Raw genomic sequence first — 21,303 nt, forward strand, 5'->3', positions numbered from 1 at the left:
TATCCGGTCGGTTCACCTGTCGGCCACCCTGATCGGCATGCAACCGATTGATCGGATCACACCCGACGACCTTCCCGCGTTCGCACGTGGCTGTGGCGTGCTGGGGACCGGTGGCGGCGGGAGCGTCGACAGCGGTCTGCTGGCCGCCGGGCACGCCCTGAGCCGGTACGGCGACGTCCTGGTCGTCCCGCTGGCCAAGGTTCCGGACGACGGGCTGGTGCTGCCCCTCTCGGGGATCGGCGCGCCCACCGTCTCGCACGAGATGCCGATGAGCGGCGAGGAGCCCGTGCTGATCGCGGCCGAGGTGGAGCGCATCTTCGGCCGCCCCGTCTCGGCGGTGATGGCGAGCGAGATCGGCGGCAGCAATGGCGTCGGCGCGGTGGCGTGGGCCGCCCGGCTGGGCGTGCCGCTGGTGGACGCTGACAGCGTGGGCCGCGCCTTCCCGGAGGTCCAGATGGTCTCGCAGAACATCGCGGGCCTGCCGGTCAACCTGATCGTGCTGGCCGACGTGCAGGGCAACCTCTCCACGATCCGCCCGGTGGACGGACCGTGGTCCGAGGCCATCGCGCGGGCGGTGGCCGTCGCCTGCGGCGGCTCGGCGCTGATGGCGGACTACGTGATGACCGGCCGACAACTGCACGGCGCGGTCGTCGAGGGCTCGGTCAGCTCGGCGGTGTGGATCGGCCGGACCGTCGCCGACAGCGGGGAACCGGTCAAGGCTCTCGCGGAGCTGCTGCGGGCCACGACGCTGATCACCGGCAAGGTCGTGGACGTGGAGCGCCGCACCGGCGGCGGCTTCGTCCGCGGCAGTCTCATCGTGGACGGCACCGGCGGCGACCGCGGCCGGATGCTGCGCGTGGAGATCCAGAACGAGAACCTGGTCGCGTTCGAGGACGGCCGCGTCCGCGCCTGCGTCCCGGACCTGATCACCGTGGTGGACGCGGAGACCGCCGACGCGGTCTCGACCGAGTCACTGCGCTACGGACAGCGCATCACCGTCCTGTCCTGGCCCTGTCACCCGCTGTGGCGCACCCCACGCGGACTGGAGATCGCCGGGCCCAGGGCGTTCGGCTACGACCTCGATTACACCCCGGTGGAGGACCTGCGATGACCACGACCACGCTCCGCGCCACTGTCCCGGCGCGCACCACGCCCGGCGCCCGCGACCTGCGCGTGGGCATCGACGTCGGCGGCACCAACACCGACGCCGTCGTGCTGACCGCCGACGGCACGGTCATCGCCCGCACCAAGCAGGCCACCAGCGCCGACGTCACCACCGGACTGCGCAGCGCGCTGACCGCCGTGCTGGACGCGGTCGGCGAGGACGCCGGCCGCGTCGGCCGGGTGATGCTCGGCACCACGCACGCCACCAACGCGATCCTGGAGCGGCGCGGCCTCGGCCGGGTCGCCGCGGTCCGCCTCGGCGGTCCGGCCACCACCTCCGTCCCGCCGTTGCAGTCATGGCCGGGGGACCTGGCGTCTGCGATCGCCGCAGGGTCGGCCGTACTGCCGGGCGGCCACTACGTCGACGGGCGGCCGATCAGCGGGCTCGACGAGGACCGGCTGCGGGCCTTCCTCGACACGGTGGCCGGGCGGGTCGACGCGGTCGCGCTCACCGGTGTGTTCAGTCCGGCCTTCACCGACCACGAGCTGGCCGCCGCCGAGCTGGTCCGCAAGCACCTGGGCGACGGCGTGCAGGTCTCGATGAGCCACGAGGTCGGCTCGCTCGGCCTGCTGGAGCGGGAGAACGCCACGGTCCTCAACGCCGCGCTCTACCAGGTGATCGCCACGGTCCGCGACGGACTGCACCAGACCCTGGCCGCGCGCGACCTGGACGCGGCGACGTACTTCGCCCAGAACGACGGCACCTTGATGACGATGGACTACGCCGCGGACTACCCGGTCCTGACCATCGGCTCCGGTCCGTCGAACTCCATCCGCGGCGCGGCCTGCCTGTCCGGGCTGGACGACGCGATCGTGGCCGACGTGGGCGGCACCTCCACCGACTTCGGCGCGCTGGTGGCCGGGTTCCCGCGCGAGTCCGCGGCCGGCGTCGAGATCGGCGGGGTCGGCACCAACTTCCGCATGCCCGACATCCTCGCCCTCGCTCTCGGCGGCGGAACCGTCATCGGTCCCGACGGCCAAATCGGCCCGGAGTCCGTCGGCTACCGGATCAGCCGCGAGGCGTTCGTCTTCGGCGGCGGCACCGCGACGCTGACCGACGCCGGCGTACTGGCCGGGCGCGGCGCGGGCCTGTCGGCCGGCCGGATCCCGGGCGCCGCCCACGCCCGGCTGCGCCAGGCCCTGGCCGACGCCGACGCCAGGCTCGCCGACGCGGTGGACCGGATCACCTTCGGCAAGGCCGACCGGCCGCTGGTCGTCGTCGGCGGCGGAGCCTTCCTGATCCCCGACGACCTGCCCGGCGTCAGCGAGGTGGTCCGCCCCGACCACGGCGATGTGGCCAACGCCGTCGGCGCCGCGATCGCCATGGTCAGCGGCACCGTCGAAACGATCATCCCGGCGGGTCAGGGGCGCGCCGAGGCGATCGCCGCCGCCGAGGAGGCCGCCCGTCACCGCGCCATCCAGGCCGGCGGCGCGCCCTCCGCCGTCGAGGTCGTCGAGATCAACGAAGTCCCGCTCAGCTACCTCAACGAACCCGCCCTGCGCCTGCGTGTCAAGGCCGCAGGCCCGCTCGGCGACCTGTAACCGCCCAGCCCCGGCACCCCCCGGCCCTCTCCCCAACCACAGCAGGAGGCCCCCATGGCACGGCGACTTCGCCTGCCGACGCTCGCCGCGGCCGTCGCCCTGTGCGTCGCGGGCTGCGCCGGCGGCACACCCCAGGCCGCCACCGCGTTCTCCCCCACCTTCACCTACTCCTACCACCGGGACGTCGTCACCGACTGGGACCCGGCGACCTCGTACTCCAACGAACTCATCGTCCTGCAGAACGTCTACGAGTCCCTCACCCGGTACGACCCGGCCACCCGGGCCGTCAAGCCGCAGCTCGCCACCTCCTGGGCCTCCTCGGCGGACGGCCGCACCTGGACCTTCCACCTGCGCCGGGGCGTGCGGTTCCACGACGGCGCCCCGGTGACCGCGCAGGCCGCCAAGGCCGCCATCGAACGGACCGTCGCCGCGCAGGGCGGTGCCGCCTACATCTGGGACGCCGTCAGCTCCATCGACACCCCGGACCCCGCCACGCTGGTGTTCCACCTCTCCTACGCGGCGCCGATGGACGTCATCGCCTCCTCCGACTACGGCGCCTACATCTACGACACCACCCCGCCCGGGGTGAAACCCGGCGCGCTCAAGAACTGGCTGGAGGCCGGCCACGACACCGGTACCGGCCCGTACACCGTCGCCGCCTGGAACCAGGGACAGGAGGCCGAAGTCACCCTCAACGCCTCCACCGGGTACTGGGCCGGCTGGAGCGGGCGGCACTACCGCCAGATCGTCTTCAACCACACCCCCGACGTCACCACCGCCTGGCAGACCATGGAGACCGGCGAAGTGAACTTCGTCGCCCAGCTCAACCCGGAGCTGTTCAAGGAGGCGACGCACTTCCGATCGCTCGCCACCCAGGCCACCCCGTCACTGCAGAACATGATCGCGTTCTTCAACACCGCCGCCGGACCGCTCAAGGACGTGCGACTGCGGCAGGCCGTGCAGAACGCCATCAACTACGACGGCCTGCTCGCCGCCCTGCACGGCTCCGTCGGCCCGGCCCAGGGGCTCATCCCCAGCGGCCTCCCGGGCAACGACCCCTCGCTGACACGGCACCAGAACCTCTCCCTGGCCCGGAAACAGCTGGCCGAGGCCGGCTACGGCCCGGGCGGGAAGCACCTGACACTCAACCTCACCTACGCGCAAGGGGACGACGCCCAGCAGCTCCTCGTCACCCTGCTCTCCTCCGACCTGCAGGGCCTGAACATCACCCTCGACGCCAGGCCCATGCAGTGGAACGCGCAGTGGGCGCAGGCCAAGTTCGCCGACCCTGCGCACCGCCAGGACATCCTGCTCATGTACTGGTACGCGGACTACGCCAGCGCCTACGGCTGGTTCATCAACCTGTTCCACTCCGCGCAGCCGGTCTCCTTCAACCTCAGCTACCTCGACGACCCGGTCGTCGACCGTGAGATCGACGCGATCCCGCAGCTGACCGCGACCGACCCGGCCGCCGCACGGGCCAACTACGCCCTGCTGCAGCGGCAACTGCTGGAGCAGCACGCCGCGGCGGCGCCGCTGTTCGTCAACACCTACCAGCGGGTCTACGCGAGCGGCATCACCGGCTACCGGGACAACCCCGCCTACCCGGACGTCGTCTTCGTCTACGACCTGGAGCCGTCGCCATGAGGTACCTGACCCAACGCCTCGCCCAATCCGCCCTGGTCGTCGCGGGTGTCGTCGCCCTGACCTTCGCCATCACCCGTCTCGTTCCAGGCGACCCGGCCGTCACCTACGCCGGCCCGCGCGCCACGGCCAGGCAGCTGGCCGCCGTCCGCAAGCAGCTCGGTCTCGACGCACCGCTGTCCGAGCAGCTGTGGCGCTACGTCACGGGCCTCATCCGCGGCGACTGGGGGACCAGTCTGCACACCCGGCGCACCGTCCTGGCCGACATCTCGACCGCCCTCCCCGCCACGCTCGAACTGGTCGGCTGCGCCCTGGTACTGGCGGTCGCGGTCGGGGTGCCGCTGGGCCTGCTCGGCGCGCACCTGCGTCGTGGCAAGGGCCGATGGGGTCGCGCGGTCGGCGACGGCTCGGTGCGGATGACCTCCATGCTGGCGGTGTCGGTGCCGGCCTTCCTGCTGGCCCTGGCCGTCCAGAACCTGTTCGCCGCGCAGTTGGGGTGGTTCCCCGTCGCCGGGGAGTACACGCCGAGCCTGAACCAGACCAGCCCGCTCCAGCACCTCACCCACCTGACGCTGCTCGATTCACTGCTGACCGGCAACTGGCCCGTCCTCGGCAGCGCCCTCGCCCATCTGGTGCTTCCGGCCTTGGTCATGGCCGCCTACCCGGTCGGCGTGGTCGCACAGATGACCCGCGCCGCGCTGCTGGAGGAGGTCGCCGCCCCGCACGCCCGACTCGAACGCGCCTACGGCTTCTCCCGATGGCAGGTGCTGACCCGGTTCTCGCTGCGACCGGCCTCCGGTCCGCTGCTGGCGTTGCTCGCCCTGGTCTTCGCGTTCTCCCTGGTGAACGCGTTCCTGGTGGAGCAGGTCTTCAACTGGCCGGGTCTGGGGCGCTACGCCTCGTCGGCCATCACCTCCGCCGACGCCCCCGCCGTCGCCGGCGTCACCGTCGTCGTCGCGCTGACGTACGTGCTGACCAACCTGCTGGTGGACCTGACCCAGGCGGTCATCGACCCGAGAGTGAGACTGTCATGACCGACGGCTCCCCCACGCAGGCTCCCCCGCTCCCCGTCACGGCAACCGGCAACGTCCCCGTCCCCCACAGCGCCTCGGGGCCCGCGTCCGCGCCGCGGCGCGGACGCGTCCGACGGCTCCTGGGCTGGTCCCGGCACGTCGGAGCGGTGGTGCTGATCCTGATCGTGCTCGGCGCGGTCCTCGCCCCGTGGCTGGCCCCCTATCCCGCCGACGGCACGCACGCGACCCACCCCCTCGACACGCTGGCAGGCCCCGGTGCACAGCACTGGTTCGGCACCGATGCCGTCGGCCGCGACCTGCTCACCCGCGTCCTGTACGGCGCCCGCACCTCCCTCACCGTCGCGGCCGCCGTGCTGACCCTCTCCGCTCTGGTCGGCGTACCGCTCGGCGTGGTCGCCGGGTACGCGGGTGGCGTGGTCAGGGACGTGATCATGCGGATCACGGACATCTTCCTCGCCTTCCCCGCACTGCTGCTGTCCGTCGCGTTGGCCGCCGTACTCCAGGCCGGAACCGGGAGCGCGATCATCGCCATCTCGGTGGGCTGGTGGCCCTGGTACGCGCGCATGACCTGCGTCGCGGCGACCACCATCCGCACACGCGGCTTCGTTGACTCGGCCCGCTGCCTCGGCGTCACCCGGACCCGGATCGTGCTGCGCCACGTGCTCCCGAACGCCGTCACGCCCGTCCTGGTCCAGCTCTCACTCGACGCGGGCGGCGTGATCCTCACCTCCGCCGCCCTGTCCTACCTGGGCCTGGGCCCGCAGGAGCCCACCGCCGAGTGGGGCCTGATGGTCCAGCAGGGCCAGGACCTGTTCATCACCGACTGGTGGGTCGTGGCCTTCCCGGGCCTGGCCATCCTGCTCACCGCCTTCTGTTTCAACGTGCTCGGCGAGGGCCTGCGCTCCGCCCTGGACCCGCACCGGGAGCTGACCAGATGAGACCTCACCGCGACAGCGACGGAGACGAGGACAGCGGGACCGCGGGCATCGTCTCCGGCCGTCCCCGCCCTGACCGGTCCGCCCTCACCGTGACCGACCTCCAGGTCCGCGTCGGCGACGGTGACGACGCCCGGCTGCTCGCCTCCCTGCCGCACCTCGACGTCCGCGCCGGGGCCTGCGTGGCCATCGTCGGCGAGTCCGGCTCCGGCAAGAGCACGACCCTGCACGCCATGCTCGGCCTGACCGACGGGCTGAGGGTCTCCGGCCGCATCATGCTCGGCGACACCGATGTCGTCAGCGCTCCGGAGAAGACTCTCAACACTCTGCGCGGCGCCCGCATCGCCCTCATCAGCCAGAGCCCGCAGTCCTCCCTCAACCCCACGATGCGGCTCGGCACGCTGATCCGGCGGGTCCTCGCCCGCCACGGCATCCGCGGCACCGAGGTCCGGCAACGCACCGACGACGCGCTGCGCGACGTCATGCTCGACCCGGACCTGCTGCGCCGCTACCCGCACCAGATCTCCGGCGGCCAGGCCCAGCGCTTCGCCATCGCCATGGCGGTCGCGCTACGCGCGGACGTCGTCCTCGCCGACGAACCGACCAGCGCGCTCGACGTCACCGTCCAGGCGGCGGTACTGCAGTTGCTGGACCGGCTGCGGGCCGAGCATGGCATCGCCCTCGTCCTCGTCTCGCACGACCTGGCGGTGGTCTCCCGGATCGCCGACCACATCGTCGTCATGCGACACGGACACGTCGTCGAGTCCGGCCCGGCCACCGACGTGCTCGCCGCCCCGTCGGCCGACTACACCGGGGAACTGCTCGCCGCCGTTCCCACCCTTGGAGAGTGAGCGCATGCTGACCGCCGACAACCTGACCGTCGCCTACGGGCGCAACACCGTGGTCCACGGCGTCTCGCTCTCCCTCAGCGCCGGGACGGCTCCGGACTCGGCCGCTGAGTCCGCCGGAGCCGGCGCGAGGGGCGGCGTCGCACTCATCGGCGAGAGCGGGTCGGGCAAGACCACCATCGCCCGCGCCCTCCTCGGCCTGGTCAAGCCGAGCGCCGGCACAGTGCGGTTCGCGGAGCAGGACATCCACAAGCTGCACCGCGCCGCCAGGAGGGACTACCGCTCCCGCGTCCAGCCCGTCTTCCAGGACGGCTCGGAGGCCCTCAACCCACGGATGACCATCGGCACTTCGCTGCGAGAGGCCCTGCGCCTGCGCAAGGACGAGGGCCCCTCGATCGAGGTGCTGCTGGAGTCCGTCGGCCTCGACTCGCAGCTCGCCGGGCGCCTCCCGCACCAACTCTCCGGCGGCCAGCGGCAGCGCGTCGTCATCGCCAGGGCGCTGGCCGTCGACCCCGCACTGCTGATCCTCGACGAGCCCACCAGCGCCCTCGACGTCACCGTCCAGGCCCGTGTCCTCGACCTGCTCGAAGACCTGCGCACCACGGCGGGCCTGCGCTACCTGCTGATCACCCACAACCTCGCGGTCGTCCCGCGGCTCTGCGAGACCGTCCACGTCCTTTTCGCTGGCCGCGTCATCGAGTCCGGACCCGCCTCCGAGGTCCTCGCCTCCCCGGCACACCCCTACACCGTCGCCCTGCGCGACGCCGTACCTCGCCTCGGCACAACGAACAGCGAGGGCCGAAGCAGCGCCACTCCTCCCCGGACAGAGCGCACCGACACCCAAGCCGCCACTTCCGGTTGCCCCTTCCGCCACCGCTGCCCCGCGGCCTTCGACCGGTGCGCCACCTCAACCCCCGCCCTGCGCCCACTGACCAGCGTCCGCAACGTGGCCTGCCACGCGGCGGACGGAGAAACCGGTCCACACCCTGACGCTCCGACCGTGTGAGTGCTGCCGAGTCCCTCCTGGGTTCTGGAGCGCATGCGCAAGAACGGCGTCCCGCCGAACTCATCCGCGGCGCAGCGAGCACCCCCGGCCGCCGGAACCAGCACCCGCAGGATTCCCCGAAGCCGCGGAAAACCGCAGCTCGGCACACGGGTCACGGCGCCCCGTCGCCGCGCGGTGCCCCACCATGCCCCCTCAACCCCGCACCAGGCCCGACCAAGCGAAATGCGGCTCTCCTGCCGTATGTGTGGGTGCTGTGACCTGCGGTGATACATGAAACACGCCGCTTCCTGCAAGGCTTGAGGTGTCTAGTCACAAGCTTGATCTTGCAAGGAAACGGCGTGTCTACCTTCAGCATATGGAAGCGGACCCTGACGGTCGAAAACGCCGTGGTCGAGGGTGTCCGCTGGGACGGGTCCGAACAGTGTGTGATCGTGTCGGTACGGTCCGACGCGCGACGTCGGCAGCGATGCGGGATCTGTCGCAGACCCGCGGTCCGGTACGACGCCGGGCGGGGCCGGCGCCGCTGGCGGGATCTGGACCACGGGGTGGTGAAGGTGTTCCTGGAGGCCGACGCGCCCCGGGTGGATTGCCGGGTGCACGGGCCGACGGTGACATCGATGCCCTGGGCGAGGCACGGTGCGGGACACACCCGAGGCTTCGACCAGCAGACGGCCTGGATGGCTGCCGAATGTTCCAAGTCCGCGACGGCCGCGCTGATGCGGACCTCGTGGCGGACGGTCGGGGCCATCGTCGAGCGGCACGTCACCGACCGCGACCGTGATCGTGACCGGCTGTCCGGTCTGCGCCGGATCGGGATCGACGAGATCTCTTACCGCAAGGGTCAGAAGTACATGACCGTGGTGGTCGACCACGACACCGCGAAGGTGGTGTGGATGGCCGACGGTCACGGCAAGGACGTCCTGCACCGCTTCTTCGACACCCTGGGAGAGCAACGCGCCCCGCGGCTCACTCACATCAGCGCCGACGGTGCGAGCTGGATCGCCGACGTCCTCGCCGAACGCGTCCCCGGCGCCGTGCGTGTCATGGACCCCTTTCACATCGTCGCCTGGGCCACCGACGCCCTGGACACCGAGCGCCGGGCCTCCTGGAACCGCGCCCGCCGCGAAGCCGACGACCGCGAACGGGCCCGGGCGTTGAAGGACTCCCGCTTCGCGCTGTGGAAGAACGAGGCCGACCTCACCGACCGGCAGATCGCCAAACTCGCCTGGATCCAAGCCACCGACCCCCGCCTGCACCGCGCCTGGCGCCTCAAGGAGGCCCTGCGGATGGTGTTCACCCTGGCCAAGACCCGTCCCACCGCGGCCCTCACGGCACTGGACCGATGGATCGGCTGGGCCCGACGCTGCCGCATCGATGCCTTCGTCGGTCTCCAACGCCGAATCGTCCGGCACTACGACGCCATCCGGGCCGCGTTGATCACGGGGATGAGTAACGGGCTGATCGAATCCACGAACACCAAGACCCGCCTGATCATCCGCCGCGGCTTCGGCTTCCACTCCGCCGACGCCATCATCGCCCTCGTCATGCTCACCCTCGCAGGAGACAAACCCACCCTCCCCGGCCGTCAACTCGCAACCCGATGACCCACACATACGGCAGGAGAGCCCGAAATGCGGCCCACCCACGAGGGGTGAACCGCCTTGAAAGGCCTCCCAATTAGGCGATATACGCCGCCTTGTGATGCAGCGTCAGATCCGCAGGCCCAGCGGTGTGGACCGGGTGGATCCGGGTGTCCGCCGACACCCACGAACTCCAGCCGCCGCCCTCACCGATGGCGGTCCGGCAGCCCTCGCACAGCTCGGGCCGTCGCGGACCAGCCGCTGCCGGATCAACTCGGAGCGCAGCTGCACCGCTTCGTCCGTCCGGACGGCGGGCTGACCTCCGCTCCGAAGCCCCCGCGCGGGCGTGATCACCACGCCTCCCGCCCCTCGGCCGGCTGTCCTCCGACCGGCCGTGCTGGACGGCGCGCGCCGAGCGCCACGCCGATCGCCCGGTCGAGCGCGGCGCCGACGTCCGCGACGTGCCGGTGCCGGCCGTGGTCCACGACGACATCGCCTGCGACGACGACCGTGTCGACGTCCGCCCCGGTCGCCGCGAAGAGCACATGTGCCAGCGGGTCGCCATGGCGGGCGCCGGCGGTGCGTGGCGAGTCGAGGCGCACGCTCACCAGGTCGGCGAGTGCTCCTGCGGCGAGGCGCCCGGAGTCCCAGCCCAACGACGCGGCCCCGTCCGCGGTCAGCGCGGCGGCCAGAGCGCCCGCGCTCAGATGTCCGCGCCGACCGCTGACCAGCCGCTCGTCGAGCTCGATGGCACGGGCCTCCTCCCACAGGTCGATCATCATGTGGGCGTCGCTGCCGACGCACAACGGCGAGCCCGCACGGGCCAGGCGCACGGCCGGTCCCACCCCGTCGGCGAGGTCGCGCTCGGTGGTGCAGCACATGCTGACCGTCGTGCCGGACCGGCCCAGCAGGTCGATGTCACGGTCGGTCAGATGAGTGGCGTGCACCGCCGTGGTGCGCGGGCCGAGCGCCTTCTCCGTGTCGAGCAACTCCGTGGGCGTCATCCGGTACACCTGTTCACACGCGGCGTTCTCGGCCGGCTGCTCGGACAGGTGCACGTGCAGTGGCAGGCCGCGTTCCCTGGCGTAGTCGGCGATGGGCCCCATCGCCGCGCGCGGCACCGCGCGGACGCTGTGGATCGCTGCTCCGACGCGTGACCGGGGCGTGTCAGTGAGCCCGTCCATCCGGCGCGCCCACGCCTGCCAGGAACCGTCGTCGAACCGGCGCTGCACGCCTCGGGTGGGTGCGCCACCGGCATCGGCCTGCAGGTAGCAGGCGTCGAGCAGGGTGATCCGCAGGCCGGCGTCGTTCGCGGCGCGGACGACGGCCCGTCCCATGGCGTTGTGGTCACGGTAGCGCCGCCCGTCCGGTCCGTGGTGCACGTAGTGGAACTCGCCCACGCTGGTGATCCCGCTGAGCGCCATCTCGGCGTAGGTCGCCAGCGCCAGCTCGTACAGCAGGTCGGGGTCGAGCCGCTCGGCCACCCCGTACATCAGGTCACGCCAGCGCCAGAAGTCCGCGACCCCGCTCTGACTGTGGCCGCGGATGGCGCGGTGGAACACGTGCGAGTGGGTGTTGGCCAGCCCTGGCATGGTCAGGCCGGGCAGCCTCCGGGCGCCGGGCGGCGCCGGAACCCCGGGCGTCACGGCGGTGATGCGGTCACCGTCGGTCTCGATCAGAACGTCGGCCTCGGCGGCGGTACCGCCGAGCCAGGCGAACTCGGCGTGGAAGCGGATCGGTGGCGTCATGAAAGCACCTTCGACAGGAAAGAGCGCGTGCGCTCGTGTTGCGGATCGTAGGAATTTCCAGGACCGGCAGTGGACCGGCGGCGAACCGGCAGGTGACCGGCCTCAGCCGACGACGACGGTCCCCGCCGACACGACGGTGGTCACGGAATTGCGGCCGATCCGGTAGGCGATGTCCTCGTGCCGTGCGACGTCGAGGATGATCAGGTCCGCGCGCTTGCCGGGTTCCAGCGACCCGGTGACGGTGTCGCAGCCGAGCGCCCGGGCCGCACCGTACGTCGCGGCCCGCAGCGCCTGCGGGACGCTGAGGCCGCCGTGGCGGCAGGCCATGACGACGGCCAGCTGCATGCTCGTGGTCCAGCAGCCGGGGCAGATGTCGGTGGCCAGAGCGAGTTCCATGCCCGCGTCGAGGATGCGGCGGGGGTCGAGCGGGGCCGGGTGGGCGACCGCGAAGTCCAGGCAGGGCAAATAGACCCCGACGACTCCCGCCGCCCCCAGTGCTTCCAACTCGCCCATGGTGGTGAGGTTCAGGTGGTCGACGCTGGTCGCACCGAGTTCGGCAGCGAGCCGCGCCGCTCCGGTGTGGCTGTAGGCGTCAAGGTGCAGCTTGGGTTTCAGGCCGTGGGCGATGCCGGCTTCGAGGATGCGCCGCGTCCGGGCGAGGTCGAAGTACCCCTCGTCGCAGTAGACGTCGCAGAACCGGGCGAGCCCTGTTTCAGCGATCGCGGGGATCAGGTCGACGACGCGGTCCACGTAGGCGGCGTGTTCGACGCCAGGGGGGAAGGCGTGTGCCCCGAGGTACGTGGACACGATGTCCACCGGCAGGTCGGCGGCGAGGGTACGTCCGGCCTCCAGGATGCGCAGCTCGGTCGCGGTGTCGAGGCCGTAGCCGCTCTTGCTCTCCAGTGTCGTGGTCCCGTGCGCGAGCATCTCCAGGATCCGGGGGCCGGCCTGCTCGACCAGTTCCGGGGTGGCGCAGGCCCGTGTGGCCAGCGTGGTGCCGAGGATCCCGGCGGGGGCGCCCGGAGGAGGCTCCAGGCCCGCGACGCGAGCGGCGTACTCCTGGACCCGCGTGCCGCCGAACACGACGTGGGTGTGCGCGTCGACGAACCCGGGCATCACCACGCGATCCGCGGCGTCGAGTACCCGCCGCCCGGCGTACCGGGACACGTCGCCGACGGCGACGATCCGGCCGCCGTCCACCGCGACCCCGCCGCCGGCGACGCGCCCGATCAGGTCGGGCGCGTCGCCGGCGCAGGTGAGGACCTCGGCCGCACCGGTGACGAGCAGGTCCACGAGCCGGAGGGACTCGTCACTCATCGTCGGGTCCGAACGTGGCCGTGGGCGTCCACCACAGCGGGACCGACATGCCCTCGTCCGGACCGACCGTCTCGGCCACCTCCTTCGCGCGCGCGTAGCCGGCCTGCGCGTGGCGCACGACGCCGATGCCGCTGTCCACGGTGAGACATGCCTTGAGCCGGAAGGCCGCCTCGTCGGTACCGTCGGCAATCATCGTCACGCCCGTGTGGACCGAGTCGCCCATGGCGTAGTTGGCCTGGATGGCGATGAGGTCGCACATGCCCGAGGCGTTGAGCAGCCCGTTGAGGTAGGGCCAGTCCGAGATGCAGTCGGACCCGTCGGGCATGTTCTCGGACTCGAACGTCGGGTTGATGATCGAGCCGGAGTCGAGGTTGTCGCGCGAGAACGCAACCGTGCCCTTCACCTCTCCGCGCTTGATCAACTCGTTGACCGCGAGGCCGAACTTCTTGCGCTGCCCGAAGCCCAGGTAGCACACCCGGGCGGGCAGGCCCTCGATCGGCACGTGCACGCGGGCCAGGTTGATCCAGCGGGTGACGAGCTCGTCGTCGGCGAACAACTCCAGCACGAGGTCGTCGAGCCGGGCCAGGTCGGCGGGGTCGCCGGAGGTGCACGTCCAGCGGAACGGACCGCGTCCCTCGAGGAAGAGCGGGCGCAGGTAGGCCGCGACGAAGCCGGGGATCTTAAGCGCGTCCTCGAAGCCGTGCTCCTCGCACTGGCGGCGGATCTGGTTGCCGTACTCGAAGGTGGGCACGCCGTTGTCGTAGAAGGTGTTCATGGCCTTGAGCTGACGCACCATCGCGTCGCGGGCGATCCGGAAGTATCCGTCGCGGTCGCTCCTGCGCAGCTTCTCGGCCTCGTGGACGGTGAGGCCGACGGGGACGTAGGCCACCGGGTCGTGCGCCGGGGTCATCTCGGTCACCACGTCGGGGCGGAAGTCGTGCTCCAGACAGTATTCGAACAGCTCCGTCGCGTTGGCGACGACGGCGATGCCGAGGGGACGCTTCTCATCGGCGGCCTGACGGGCGAGTTCGAGCGCGTGCGGTATGGAGTCCGCGAGAACGTCGCAGTAGCCGACCTCGATCCGACGCTTGATGATCCGCTCGTCGACGTCCGCGCAGACCGAGACGCCGCCGAGCATCGTCATCGCGCGGGGCTGGTTCCCGCCCATGCCGCCCATCCCGGCGCAGATGAGGATCTTGCCGGCCCAGTCTCCGTCGAGGTGGATGGCGGCGACCGAGCGCAGCGTCTCGAACGTGCCCTGGATGACGCCCTGCGTGCCGATGTACTCCCACGGCGCGGCGGTGTACTGGGCGAAGATGGTGAGGTTCTTGTCCTGCAGTTCGTAGAAGCGCTGCCAGGAGGGGCGGACGAAGTTCGTCGTCGCCATGACCACACGCGGCGCCAGGTCATGCGTCTCGAAGACCGCGACGGGCATGCCGGACTGGACGACGAGGGTCTCGTCGTTCGCGAGATTCTTCAGCGCGTCGACGATCGCGTGGTAGGACTCCCAGTTGCGGGCGGCCTTGCCGATGCCTCCGTAGACCACGAGCTTCTCGGGGTGTTCGGCGACCTCCATGTTGTTCTCGAGCATCCGCAGGATCGTCTCCTGCTTCCAGCCCTTGCAGCGCAGGGTGTCCCCGCGCTCCGCCCTGACCTGGTAGAGGATCTCGGGCTTGGACGGGTCAGCGGGTCGGACCACTGCTGTCATCAGTACTCCCTGCGTGGAATGTCCCGGGCTTCGGCCGGGAGGGAAACGCATCCGGAATCCCGGATGCGTAGCGGATCGGTCACGCCACGTATCGCCCGGTGGCGACGGTTCGGCAAGGCAGGATCCATGGCGACGGTCATGTCGCCGGACCCGCCGCCGAACTGATGCGACGTCAAACTTGTGGAGCCGGCACGGGACGGTTGGGCATCACAGCGCCCTCAGTGCCCTTCTCCCCCGGTGATCGGCGCCACGGCGTCGAGGACGGCGCCCGCGTGGACGAGTTCTGTGGCCGCACGGACACGCGGGTACATCACGACGTCGCGGGTGAGGTGCGTGATGCCGCGCCCGTCGCTGGTCGGGGTGGAGCGGACGAGCTCGATGACGGCCCGCGAGGCGGGCGACAGGGCCTCCGGGCCCTTGCCGCTGACCTCCAGCCGCAGTTCGAGGGCCTGGGCGGCCATGACGAGCTCGATGCCGATCACGTTCTCGATGTTGGCGACAACCTGCCGGGCGTGCCGGCCGGCGTTGTTCGCCATCGAGACGTGGTCCTCCTGGTTCGCGCAGGTGGGGATCGAGTCGACGCTGTCCGGGTGGGCCAGCGTCTTGCAGTCGGAGACCAGCGCGGCGGCGAGGTACTGCGGGAGCATGTAGCCGCAGTCCATGCCGATGTCCTCGGACCGGACCAGCATGTCGGGCAGGCCGCGGTTCAGCGTCCCGTCGTCGAGGCGGAACAGCCGCCGCTCCGCGATACTGCCGATCTCGGTCACCGCGATCGCGGTGAAGTCGGAGGCGAAGGCGAGGTATTCGGCATGGAAGTTGCCGCCGGAGAGCGCCTTGAGCCGGCGGCTCGCCGGGAGCTCCGGAAAGATGAGCGGATTGTCGGTGGCGGCGTTGATCTCCCGCTCGACGACGGAACCGACGAACTCCAGGCTCTCCCGGACGGCGCCGAGCACCTGGGGCACGCAGCGCAGGGAGTAGGCATCCTGCGGGGGCTGCCGCCGCGGGTCTTCCTCCTCGCTGCCGTCGATGAAGGCGCTGCCTTTCAGCAGCGCCCGCAGGTGGGCCGCGGAGGCGATCTGGCCGGGGTGCCCGCGGGCCTCGTGGATCTGCGGCAGGAACGCGTCCCCGAAGCCGGTCAGCGCCTCGATCGTCATGGCTGCCGTGACCTCGGAGGTCAGGGCGAGCTGACGGGCGTCGTGGACGGCCAGGGCGGCCATGGCGGTGGAGAAGGAGGTGCCGTTCGTGAGCGCGAGGCCCTCCTTGGGGCCGAGCTTGAGCCGTTCCAGGCCTGCGGCCTTCATCGCGGCCAGGCCGGAGACGACCTGTCCGTTCAGGAGTGCCTGGCCGCTCTCCTCGTCCAGGTCCTCGCCCTCGGGCGCCCGGGACAGCACGATCGCGAGGTGGGCGAGCGGGATGAGGTCGCCGCTGGCTCCCAGGCTGCCGTACTCCGGAACCGCCGGCAGCACGTCGTGGTTGAGCATGTCCAGGATGGCCTGGGCCACCTCGACCCGAACGCCGGAGTGACCGCGGGCCAGGCTGACGGCACGGATCAGCATGGCGGCGCGAATGAGGTCCGGTTCGAGCAGGCGTCCCACGCCGCAGGCGTTGGAGATGATCAGGCGACGCGACAGGTCGCTCGCCTGCTCCGGACGCTCGAACGCCTTGCGGCCGGCCAGTGAACCGAATCCGGTGTTGATGCTGTAGATCGGCTCCACCGGCGCCCCGGGATCGTCGCGCAGCCGCCCCGCGACGGCGTCGCTGACCCAGTCCAGACTCGCCCGCATCCGGTCGGCCGACCCGGGCGCCAGCTCCACGCGCTTCCCACGGCGTGCGACGTCAATCAGATCCCGCATGGTCAGCGGGATCGCCCCGATCTGAAGGGCATTCATGAATTCCTCCCTCGTATACCGCGGCTTCGACAGAAGCTTCCCCGGTTGATTCCAGATACTGCAAATAACTATTCTCACCACATGGAAACATCTGATGATGGGTCGGTCCCGCCCGGACGCGACTCCTCTTTCGGCAAGGGCCTGTCGGTGCTCGCCCGGGTCCTCACCGAGGACGGCATCCGCGCCGACGCCCTCGCCGCCGCCCTGGACCTACCCCTGAGCAGCACCTACCGCTACCTGCGGACGCTGAGGGAGTACGGCTTCGTCAGCGAGGCCGAGGGTGCCTTCCGGGCGGGGCCCCGACTCCCGGGAAGGACCTCCGGACCGCCGGCCGACCGCATCGCCGAGCTGGCCGAGCCCTTCCTGCAGCAACTGGCCGACGCCACCGGGGAGACGGTGACGCTGATCATGCGCCTGGGCCACCACGGGATCTGCGCCCGGCAGGTGGAGTCGACGCACCAGATCCGGCTGGCCTTCCAGGTCGGACAGCTGCTGCCGCTGTACGCCGGCGCCGGCGAGCGTGTGCTGCTGGCTTTCGCCCCGGAGCCGGTCGTGCGCGGCGTCCTGCAGACCGGGCTGCGCGCGTTCACCCCCGACACACCCGACCGCGAGGAAGTCCTCCGGCTCCTCAAGACCGTTCGCGCCCAGCGTTTCGCGATCTCCCGGGGGGAGTTGACACCGGGTGCCGTGTCGCTGGCGGTGCCCGTGCTGGTCGGTCACGAGGCCGTGGCGGCCCTGTGCGTGGCAGGTCCGCGGAACCGTTGTCCGAGCACGTGGCAGCTGAACGCCCGGCGGGAACTGGACAGCGCCGCACAGTCGTTGGCCCAGGTCGTCATCGACGGACGGTGAGCGGCCGGCGGGCTGTCAGCGGGCTCGGTCGAGGTAGACGCCCAGGTAGCACGTGATCATGTGCTTGAGCTCCTAGATCTGGGCGGTGTCGCACGGTTCGACGGCGAACGCACTGTCGATCATCGCCGTGATCGTCACCGCGACGCTCCGGGAGATCGTACGGGCCCGCGCTTCGGTGAGTCCGGAACCGTGTGCCAGCACACCGGGGAGGAGCGCCTCCGTGGCGCGGTAAGGGCCCCCTGGCGGTCACCCCGCTGTTCGTGCAGCACAACCACCGCGTCGCCGCCTTGATCCAGGTCATCTGCCTGGCCCTGCTGGTCTTCAGCCTGATCGAGCGCCAGGTCAGACAAGCCCTGGGCCCCGAGCAGGTGATGGTCGGCTCCCTGACCGCGTCGCTGGCCAAGGCCCACAGGATCTGAACGCTGCCCGGCGCGCGGAACACCAGATCGGCCCCGGACCACTTCTGGATCCGGTAACCGAGGCGGGTGGCGCGCTCGGCTTTCGCGGGGGTCGCCGGCAGCGAGTCTGACCTCGATGATCTGCTCGGAGGCGGGGTGCCGGCCCTTGCCTAACAGGTTCGCCATCTGCCGGTGGGGCACCCTGGATCCCGCGGTCAAGCCGACCGCGGGCAGGGCCTTGCCCATCCACACCCCGGGTGGGACCCCGGCCTCTTCCTGCGCCTGGTCCAGGTTCTTCCCCGGGGGCCGGCGGCTGTCGCCGACCACGACCTGGCGCAGGTAGTACCGGTACGCGGAGCCCGTGCTCACTTGCTTGAACGTCATCATGCAACCCAGCCCGGCACCTAAAAAGCACTGGTCAAGGGCTTGTTTCAAGCGCTCCCGCCCGGCGGGAGAAAAACGTCGACAACATGGGCAGGCCTCCCGCACCACGGGCAGCCGGTACCCGCACTTCCCATCCTGCCCGGAACCGGCAGAGCTCCGGTGCTGCGAGAGGTCGGCGCCCAATGACCGGAGCCTGTGACGGGGAATGATCCTGACTGGTTGACTGTTCATCAGCCTGTGGGTACGGAGGGGACAGTGTCCCCGGGCCTCACCTATAGCCCATGGGGAAGATCGCATCGCTGAAGCCCCATGGAGCCCTCCGCCGAGAGGCGACCACCCGCCGTACCGCACACAGACTGCGCGACTGTCCGCTCACCACCGAGGGGCTCGTCGGCCAGTGCCTGTCTCGTGGATCTCGCCGGTTCTCCCGGAATGCAGGAACTCACAAGGGGGCATGCCGCGACGTCGCGCGTACACGTCCTGCGAGGTGGTTGGTATGTAGCCGTGTGTCTCTGTCAGGTGGCCGAGATGCGCCATTTCCCGTGGGCGGACAGGGTCACGTAGCCGTGCTGAGGGAGCCGCAGCGTGCCCCTCTGATCAACAGCGGAGGTATGGCGGACAACCTGTTCGCCGCCCCTGGCCGGTGTGTAGATGAGCGTCCCCGGGGCATCGACGAAGTCGTAGTGCAGGACCGGCGTGTACTCGTAATAGGGCTTCGGGGCGAAGTGTCCGAAAGTATCGGTGCCCTTTCGTTCGGAGTCGTCGGTGGGGAGCTGCGGGAGCGCGTCCGGCTCCAGGACGCGCAGCTTCCACCCGCTGAAGCCTCCGGCACCCTCGTGATACCGGATGCGTTGGATGATGACGGCATCGCAGTCTGCTGGCAGCACGATGCGTGAGGGGCCGCGTCGGTGGATCCTGGCTATGGCGGATCGGGCGCGTTGGCGGTACGCCCCCTTCCGGACCGCGACCACGTCGAAGTCGGACGTGACGCCCCCGCGGAACTCCAGCGGTATGGGCATACCGGCTCCACCCCCGGGAATTTCGATGGTCCGGTTCCGCCAGCCGGACCAGGCGCCCATACGCGTCTCCTCGCCCACTGATCCCCCGTTTCGCTTGCCGCGTGTGACTCGTGAGGCATGTTGGCACGTCGGCGTCGAATCCACAGCGGCTCCAGCAGGCGAGGGCCTGGCCAAGTTCCTCGGGCACGAGCTGTTGCTCCACACGCATCGGCCACTCGCTGGATGGAGAACAAGAGCGGAGAGCCCCAGCATGCACGGCTCCCGAACGCCAAAGTGGTCAACTGACGGGCTCAATAGCCAATTAGCGTGCTCAGTCACAGGGATTCACTGGAACGGTCAGCGCGCCGCTCGCATTCGAAAATCGAACACACGTACCATTCCTGTGTGCCCACGTATGACTTCCCCCAGGACCTGCGCGACGCCCAGCTCGCCCTCCACCAGACCCGCGCCGCATACGAGCAGTACGCCGCCACGCTCCCGTGGTCGGCAGAGCCGATGCCCGGCTGGGAGAGCGAGAAGCAGCCGTACACCAGCTTCCGCTCCGGCAAGGCCGACAGCCCCGGGTACACACCGGAGCAGGCCGCAACGGTCGCCGACTTCCAGGAGAAGCTGCGCGAGCTGAGCGCCCTGGTGGCCACGCACCCGTACTGGACGACCCTCGAAAGCGGGGTGGTGGACGCCCGGATGGCCCTCAAGCACGCACACGAAGCCGCGGACGAGGCGGCGTAGCCATGTCCGACGGGTCGATATCCCGCCTCGACAAGCTCCGGGCTCTTCAGGAGTGGCTGGACTGGCAGTTGCGCCAGACCCGGGGCCGGATCCGGGAGCTCGAGGCCCAGGAGCGACAGCAGGAGGAGCAGCGGGCGCGGGAGAGGAGCGAGCGGGGGAAGCCGCGGGTCGAGGAGCGGCGTCGCGGGGAGCGGCGCCCGCGTATCCCGGACTGGGGCATCGACGACATTGGTGTCGGCACCCCGCGGTCCGAGGTCCACCGTGGCGACTGTTTCGCCGCGGGAAAGCGGCTGCGGGCGATCAGCCGGGAGCAGGCACTCGCCGCTCTCGTTGACGGGGCCCCGCCCTGCGGGGTGTGCCGGCCGGACACTGCGCTCGGCGCGCCGTGATCAGTGCCTGGTCGCAGCATGAAGGCGTGGAACTCCCGATCAGCGTGGCGCTGGCCCGTGCCGTACCGGTGCTGCCGCAGGGGCCGGGCTGGTGGTACGAGCCGAAGTTATGGACAGGGTTGAGTGCTGTCCGTTGTCGGAACTCATCGGCGTCACGCCGAAGCGGCTGGCCCGCACCTACCGCTTCGCCGCCACCGTGTTCGCGATCAACCCTGCCGGACCGATCGACTGGGGCGACCTCGCCGGTGGCGCAGGCTACTTCGACCAGGCCCACTTCGGCCACGAGTTCCGGGCGTTCACCGGGCTCACGCCGACCCGGTACGTCGAAGTCCGGCGACGGTTCCTGGGCGAACATCCCGGCCACGCGCTGGACGGCTGGCCGCTGCCGGCCGATTGATTTCTTACAAGAGCGACAGCTCACGACACGCTAATTTGGGGCACCCCAAAGCAGAGGAGAGCCCCGTGGGCAAGGTGGTCATGTACAGCTCGGTGTCGGTGGACGGCTTCGTCGCGGACGAGAATGACCAGCCCGGACCGCTGTTCGACTGGTTGTCCAGCGGTGACGTCCCGTTGGACGAGAGCGGCGAGCTGAAGGTGTCGCAGACGTCCTACGACTACACCCGGCCGTACTGGGACCAGATCGGAGTCACGATCGTCGGCCGCCACGTCTTCGACCTGACGGACGGCTGGGACGGGAAGCCGCCGGGCGGGATCGACCACGTGGTCGTCGTGACGCACCGGCCGGAGCCCGAGGGCTGGGACCCCGAGGCGCCGTTTCACTTCGTCGACGGCGTCGAGGCAGCCATGGCCAAGGCGCAGGAGCTTGCGGGTGACCGCATGGTCGAGGTCGCCGCCGGCGACGTCGGTGGCCAGGTGCTTGCCGCGGGCCTGATCGACGAGGTGCGCATGGACGTCGTACCCGTCGTGTTCGGGTCCGGCAAGCGCTACTTCGGGTCGGTCCACGCGCAGCACCTGTTGGAGGATCCTGACGTGGTGATTCAGGGCAACCGGGTGCTTCACCTGCGCTATCGGGTGCACCGTTGACCGATCTGAGCGGGTACGCGAAGAAGTCCGCTGCGAACGGTGACACAAGATCGGGCCACCGGCTGCGTTTGCGCAT

At 70.6% G+C, this 21,303-nt stretch carries 20 protein-coding genes and 1 pseudogene; 14 read left to right on the forward strand and 7 right to left on the reverse strand.

Annotation, left to right across the window (positions count from 1 at the left end; genetic code table 11):
- Positions 1 to 37: 37 nt before the first annotated feature.
- From OG395_RS02930 to OG395_RS02965, 8 genes are all read left to right on the forward strand, one after another.
- Positions 38 to 1,111, forward strand: a complete 1,074-nt coding sequence (locus tag OG395_RS02930; RefSeq protein ID WP_327241459.1) for a DUF917 domain-containing protein — start codon at positions 38 to 40, stop codon at positions 1,109 to 1,111.
- Positions 1,108 to 2,706 carry a hydantoinase/oxoprolinase family protein gene (locus OG395_RS02935; protein WP_266993534.1) on the forward strand — a complete coding sequence of 533 codons (1,599 nt, stop codon included), beginning with the start codon at positions 1,108 to 1,110 and terminating at the stop codon, positions 2,704 to 2,706. Before OG395_RS02930 ends, OG395_RS02935 begins: the two co-directional genes overlap by 4 nt.
- A gap of 54 nt (positions 2,707 to 2,760) precedes the next feature.
- A complete protein-coding gene (locus tag OG395_RS02940; protein WP_327241460.1) occupies positions 2,761 to 4,353 on the forward strand; it encodes an ABC transporter substrate-binding protein in 1,593 nt (530 codons plus the stop codon).
- The gene (locus OG395_RS02945; protein WP_327241461.1) at positions 4,350 to 5,384 is read left to right on the forward strand and encodes an ABC transporter permease; all 1,035 of its coding nucleotides are present in this window, start codon (positions 4,350 to 4,352) and stop codon (positions 5,382 to 5,384) included. The genes OG395_RS02940 and OG395_RS02945 overlap by 4 nt, the downstream gene beginning before the upstream one ends.
- Positions 5,381 to 6,322, forward strand: coding sequence for an ABC transporter permease (locus tag OG395_RS02950; RefSeq protein WP_266993528.1), 942 nt, complete (start codon positions 5,381 to 5,383; stop codon positions 6,320 to 6,322). The genes OG395_RS02945 and OG395_RS02950 overlap by 4 nt, the downstream gene beginning before the upstream one ends.
- Entirely contained in the window at positions 6,319 to 7,170 is an 852-nt protein-coding gene (locus tag OG395_RS02955; protein WP_266993526.1) for an ABC transporter ATP-binding protein, read from the forward strand. Before OG395_RS02950 ends, OG395_RS02955 begins: the two co-directional genes overlap by 4 nt.
- 4 nt (positions 7,171 to 7,174) lie before the next feature.
- The gene (locus OG395_RS02960; protein WP_327241462.1) at positions 7,175 to 8,173 is read left to right on the forward strand and encodes an ABC transporter ATP-binding protein; all 999 of its coding nucleotides are present in this window, start codon (positions 7,175 to 7,177) and stop codon (positions 8,171 to 8,173) included.
- A gap of 338 nt (positions 8,174 to 8,511) precedes the next feature.
- Positions 8,512 to 9,777 carry an ISL3 family transposase gene (locus OG395_RS02965; protein WP_327241463.1) on the forward strand — a complete coding sequence of 422 codons (1,266 nt, stop codon included), beginning with the start codon at positions 8,512 to 8,514 and terminating at the stop codon, positions 9,775 to 9,777.
- Between the two features lie 326 nt (positions 9,778 to 10,103).
- Here OG395_RS02965 and OG395_RS02970 read toward each other — a convergent pair whose 3' ends face one another.
- The 4 genes from OG395_RS02970 to OG395_RS02985 form a co-directional block, all read right to left on the reverse strand.
- Positions 10,104 to 11,501, reverse strand: a complete 1,398-nt coding sequence (locus OG395_RS02970) for a formimidoylglutamate deiminase (protein ID WP_327241464.1) — start codon at positions 11,499 to 11,501, stop codon at positions 10,104 to 10,106.
- 102 nt (positions 11,502 to 11,603) lie between these two features.
- Positions 11,604 to 12,818 (reverse strand): imidazolonepropionase, encoded by a 1,215-nt coding sequence (hutI, locus tag OG395_RS02975; RefSeq protein ID WP_327241465.1) that lies wholly within the window; start codon positions 12,816 to 12,818, stop codon positions 11,604 to 11,606.
- Complete coding sequence (locus tag OG395_RS02980) at positions 12,811 to 14,526, reverse strand: urocanate hydratase (RefSeq protein ID WP_327241466.1); 1,716 nt, start codon at positions 14,524 to 14,526, stop codon at positions 12,811 to 12,813. The genes hutI and OG395_RS02980 overlap by 8 nt, the downstream gene beginning before the upstream one ends.
- Positions 14,527 to 14,744: 218 nt before the next feature.
- Positions 14,745 to 16,415, reverse strand: coding sequence for an HAL/PAL/TAL family ammonia-lyase (locus tag OG395_RS02985; protein WP_327241467.1), 1,671 nt, complete (start codon positions 16,413 to 16,415; stop codon positions 14,745 to 14,747).
- An 81-nt stretch (positions 16,416 to 16,496) separates the two neighbouring features.
- Here OG395_RS02985 and OG395_RS02990 point away from each other — a divergent pair, with 81 nt between their 5' ends.
- Positions 16,497 to 17,264 (forward strand): IclR family transcriptional regulator, encoded by a 768-nt coding sequence (locus OG395_RS02990; protein WP_266993514.1) that lies wholly within the window; start codon positions 16,497 to 16,499, stop codon positions 17,262 to 17,264.
- A 72-nt stretch (positions 17,265 to 17,336) separates the two neighbouring features.
- Here the strand turns inward: OG395_RS02990 and OG395_RS02995 are convergent, their stop codons facing one another.
- Positions 17,337 to 17,465 (reverse strand): hypothetical protein, encoded by a 129-nt coding sequence (locus OG395_RS02995; protein ID WP_327241468.1) that lies wholly within the window; start codon positions 17,463 to 17,465, stop codon positions 17,337 to 17,339.
- A 59-nt stretch (positions 17,466 to 17,524) separates the two neighbouring features.
- Between OG395_RS02995 and OG395_RS03000 the strand changes: the two genes are divergently transcribed.
- On the forward strand, positions 17,525 to 17,683 hold the full coding sequence (locus tag OG395_RS03000; protein ID WP_327241469.1) for a hypothetical protein: 159 nt from the start codon (positions 17,525 to 17,527) through the stop codon (positions 17,681 to 17,683).
- 129 nt (positions 17,684 to 17,812) lie between these two features.
- Here OG395_RS03000 and OG395_RS58015 read toward each other — a convergent pair.
- A pseudogene (locus OG395_RS58015) lies at positions 17,813 to 18,343 on the reverse strand (relaxase domain-containing protein); the annotation flags it as partial.
- A gap of 218 nt (positions 18,344 to 18,561) precedes the next feature.
- Positions 18,562 to 19,065, reverse strand: a complete 504-nt coding sequence (locus OG395_RS03005; protein WP_327241470.1) for a hypothetical protein — start codon at positions 19,063 to 19,065, stop codon at positions 18,562 to 18,564.
- A 384-nt stretch (positions 19,066 to 19,449) separates the two neighbouring features.
- Here OG395_RS03005 and OG395_RS03010 point away from each other — a divergent pair, with 384 nt between their 5' ends.
- The 4 genes from OG395_RS03010 (at position 19,450) to OG395_RS03025 (ending at position 21,227) form a co-directional block, all read left to right on the forward strand.
- Positions 19,450 to 19,794 (forward strand): hypothetical protein, encoded by a 345-nt coding sequence (locus OG395_RS03010; protein ID WP_327241471.1) that lies wholly within the window; start codon positions 19,450 to 19,452, stop codon positions 19,792 to 19,794.
- Positions 19,795 to 19,796: 2 nt separating this feature from the next.
- Positions 19,797 to 20,183 carry a DUF6233 domain-containing protein gene (locus tag OG395_RS03015; protein ID WP_327241472.1) on the forward strand — a complete coding sequence of 129 codons (387 nt, stop codon included), beginning with the start codon at positions 19,797 to 19,799 and terminating at the stop codon, positions 20,181 to 20,183.
- 133 nt (positions 20,184 to 20,316) lie between these two features.
- Positions 20,317 to 20,580, forward strand: a complete 264-nt coding sequence (locus OG395_RS03020; RefSeq protein WP_327241473.1) for a helix-turn-helix domain-containing protein — start codon at positions 20,317 to 20,319, stop codon at positions 20,578 to 20,580.
- Positions 20,581 to 20,645: 65 nt separating this feature from the next.
- On the forward strand, positions 20,646 to 21,227 hold the full coding sequence (locus OG395_RS03025) for a dihydrofolate reductase family protein (protein WP_327241474.1): 582 nt from the start codon (positions 20,646 to 20,648) through the stop codon (positions 21,225 to 21,227).
- Positions 21,228 to 21,303 lie beyond the last annotated feature (76 nt).

The organism is Streptomyces sp. NBC_01320 (genome assembly GCF_035974375.1).
Lineage (GTDB): Bacteria > Actinomycetota > Actinomycetes > Streptomycetales > Streptomycetaceae > Streptomyces > Streptomyces yanii.